This window comes from Microbacterium sp., assembly GCF_031178525.1.
GTDB lineage: Bacteria > Actinomycetota > Actinomycetes > Actinomycetales > Microbacteriaceae > Microbacterium.
The window spans coordinates 1-3,356 of the sequence record NZ_JAPSJA010000254.1 but is presented as its reverse complement, the minus strand read 5'-3'; the positions used below and the strand labels follow the sequence as shown (position 1 = coordinate 3,356).

The following is a 3,356-nucleotide window of genomic DNA, read 5'->3' as shown; positions in this document are numbered from 1 at the left end:
CCGTCCCGAGCCGACCGGCGCACCGCGCCGCCGGCTGCAGGCCGTCCCCGACGCCGCACCGCGCCGCCGCCCGCGGCTGGGCTACGCGATCGTCGCCTTCGCCGGTGCCGTGGCCATCGCGATCGCGCAGATGAGCCTGTCCGTGCTGACGACGCAGTCGTCGTACGAGCTGGCGGCGCTCAACCAGGAGCGCCGTGCCGCCACGCTGCAGGCGCAGGAGCTGCGCGACGAGGTCGCGGGCCTGAGCTCGCCCCAGCACCTCGCCGCAAGCGCCGCGGGCCTCGGAATGGTGATCGACAGCGTGCCGCCGAGCAGCCTGCGTCTGAGCGACGGCACGATCACGGGTGACGGCGCTGCCGCCGGCTCGAAGTCGACCGTCGATGCGAAGGGGCGTGCGGCCGTCGGCAACGCCCTGCTCGAGCGCCGGGCGATCCCGACGGACCCTGCGCCGGCCGGAGACGCCAAGGAAGACGAGGTCGAGGACGACAAGAAGGCCGCCGAGGCCGAGAAGGCCGAGGCCGAGCTGCCGCCGCCCCTGACCGAGGGCCTGCCGAGCCCCACCACCCGCTGACCGACCGCCCATCCGACGAAGCCCGCATGCGCCAGGGGAGCCGATGAATCCGATCGCCAAACGCTCGTCGCGCCGCCGCACGATGGTGGCGGCCGCCGTCGTGCTGACCGTCCTGGGCGGCTTCGTGGTGAGGCTCGTCGACATCCAGGTCGTGCACGCCGAGGAGCACCGCGCCGACTCCGTCAGCAAGATGGCCGGCAGCGAGAAGCTGTTCGGCACGCGCGGCACGATCGTGGACGAGCACGGCGTCGTGCTGGCCAGCTCGACGATGCGCTACGACGTCAACATCGACCCGACGCTCGTGGCCGACATCACGCGCACCGAGAAGGACGGCTCCGAGCACGTCCAGACGTGGGACGAGCAGGCGGCGCTGATCGCGCAGATCCTCGGCATGGACGTCGAGGAGATCAAGCGGATCGTCGCGGACAAGAAGGCGAACGAGCCGGAGTCGCAGTGGGCCGAGCTGACGCGCGGCGTCTCCACCGCGCAGTACCAGGCGCTGCGCGAGCTGGAGGTGCCGTACCTGACGTACGACCCCCGCCCGTCGCGGTCCTATCCGAACGGCGCCGTCGGGGGCAACCTGCTCGGCTTCGAGTCGAACGACGGCGAGGCCCTCGCGGGGGTCGAGCGCTGGCAGAACGACTGCCTCGAGGCGAAGGACGGCGAGGAGAGCTATCAGATCGGCGCGACCGACGGCATCCGGATCCCCGGATCCGAGCAGGTCACCCCGGCGACCGACGGCGGCCAGGTGCAGCTCACGATCGACTCTGATCTGCAGTGGTACATGGAGCAGATGATCGCCGAGGAGACCCAGAACCAGAGGGCGATCTCGGGCACTGTCTACATCCAGGAGGTGAAGACGGGGAAGATCCGTGCTGCCGCGCAGTACCCGTCGATGGACCCGAACGATGTGGGCGGGACGGATCCGGACTACCGCGGCTCGCTCGTGTTCGGCACGACGTTCGAGCCGGGTTCAACCTTCAAGGCCATCACGGCGGCCTCGCTTCTCGAGGAGGGTGTGGCGAACCCGCTCAGCACGGTCACGGCGAAGGACTGGGAGGAGTTCCCCAACGGCGCTCGCCTCGGCGACTCTCACCCGCACCCCGAGCAGACCTACACCCTGGCCGGTGCGCTGATCGACTCGTCGAACGTGGCGCTGTCGAAGTTCGGCGAGATGCTGCCAGAGCAGACGCGCTACGAGTGGCTCAAGAAGTTCGGCATCGGCGGTGGCGCCGTCGTCGGATTCCCGGGCGAGCAGAACGGCTGGATCGCCCCGCCCGCCGAGTGGGACAACCAGCAGCACTACGCGACGACGTTCGGGCAGGCGTTCACCGCCACGATCCCGCAGGTCGCCGGTGCCTATCAGACCATCGCGAACGACGGCGTGCGCGTCGCGCCGCAGCTCATCGAGTCGTGCACGACGCCGGACGGCGACGTGACGGTCGCCGAGACCGCGGAACCCGAGCGCGTGATCAGCGAGAGCACGGCGCAGCAGCTGCAGCTCATGCTCGAGAACGTCGCGTTCCAGAGCTCGGTCGCCGAGCAGATCAAGGTCCCCGGCTACAGCATCGCGACCAAGACCGGCACGGCGCAGAAGCCGGCACCGGGCGGCGGGTACAAGCCGGGCGTCTACTACACGAGCATGGTCGGCTTCGCCCCCGCCGACGACCCCCAGTACGTGGTCATGATTACGCTCGACGAGCCGAAGCGGGTAACCTCGTCTGCGGCCACGGCGCCCGCGATGCAGAAGGCGATGGCCTACGTGTTGCAGTCCTACCGTGTCCCGCCGGGCCGCACGGAGCCCGAGACCAAGCTCCCGATGTTGAAGTGATGCGCCACCCCGGCCCCGGGGCAGAGCGAGCACCACGGAGGTACACCATCCGCATGATCCGGCCTGCCCTGATGATCGCGCCCGCCGCATGATCGCCCTGACGCTCTCGGAGATCGCGGAAGCGGTCCGCGGCGAGCTGCACCTGCACGGTGCGGACACGCCCGAGACGATCGTCTCGGGCGACGTCGACACCGACTCGCGCGCCATGACGCCGGGCGCGGTCTTCGTCGCCAAGCCCGGTGAGACGACCGACGGCCACCTGTTCGTCGGCACGGCCGTCGAGGCGGGCGCGGTGCTCGCGCTCGTCGAGCGCCGGGTCGACGAGCCGGTCACGCAGATCGTCGTGCCGGACGTCGTGCTCGCGATCGCGGATCTCGCGCGCGAGGTCGTCGCGCGCGTGCGCGCCGCCGGCGCGCTGAAGATCGTGGGCATCACCGGATCGAACGGCAAGACGACGACGAAGAACCTGCTCGCGACCATCCTGCGCCCCGAGGGCGAGACGGTCGCGCCCAAGGGCTCGTACAACAACGCCGTGGGCGCGCCGCTGACCATGCTGCGCGTGACGCATGACACGCGGTACCTGGTGTGCGAGTTCGGCGCGGACGGCCACGGCCAGATCGCGCGCCTGGCAGGGCTCGTGACGCCGGATGTCGGCGTCGTGCTGATGGTCGGCATGGCGCACGCGGGTGGGTTCGGCGGTCTCGACGGCACCGTCCGCGAGAAGTCCGAGCTCGTGAAGGCGGTGCGCCGAGGCGGCATCGCGGTGCTGAACGCCGACGACCCGCGCGTCGCCGGCATGGCGTCGATCGCCCAGGAGCGCGACCTCAAGGTGCGCTGGTTCGGCGAGGCCGAGACGGCGGATGTGCGCTCCGGCGCCCTCGATGTGACAGCCTCCGGGACCCGCACGACCGTGACGGTCGCGGACCGCGAGCTGCCGCTGCATCTGCGCGTGCT

General features: G+C 70.7%; 3 protein-coding genes. All 3 read left to right on the top strand.

Annotated features, from left to right (window positions below; translation table 11 throughout):
- Positions 1 to 571, top strand: a 571-nt coding sequence (locus RIF89_RS12655) for a hypothetical protein (RefSeq protein ID WP_309069455.1), incomplete at its 5' end; no start/stop codon positions are given.
- Between the two features lie 43 nt (positions 572 to 614).
- Entirely contained in the window at positions 615 to 2,402 is a 1,788-nt protein-coding gene (locus tag RIF89_RS12650; RefSeq protein WP_309069454.1) for a penicillin-binding protein 2, read from the top strand.
- Between the two features lie 88 nt (positions 2,403 to 2,490).
- Positions 2,491 to 3,356: UDP-N-acetylmuramoyl-tripeptide--D-alanyl-D-alanine ligase (gene murF, locus RIF89_RS12645; protein WP_309069453.1), on the top strand; the 866-nt coding region annotated here is incomplete at its 3' end.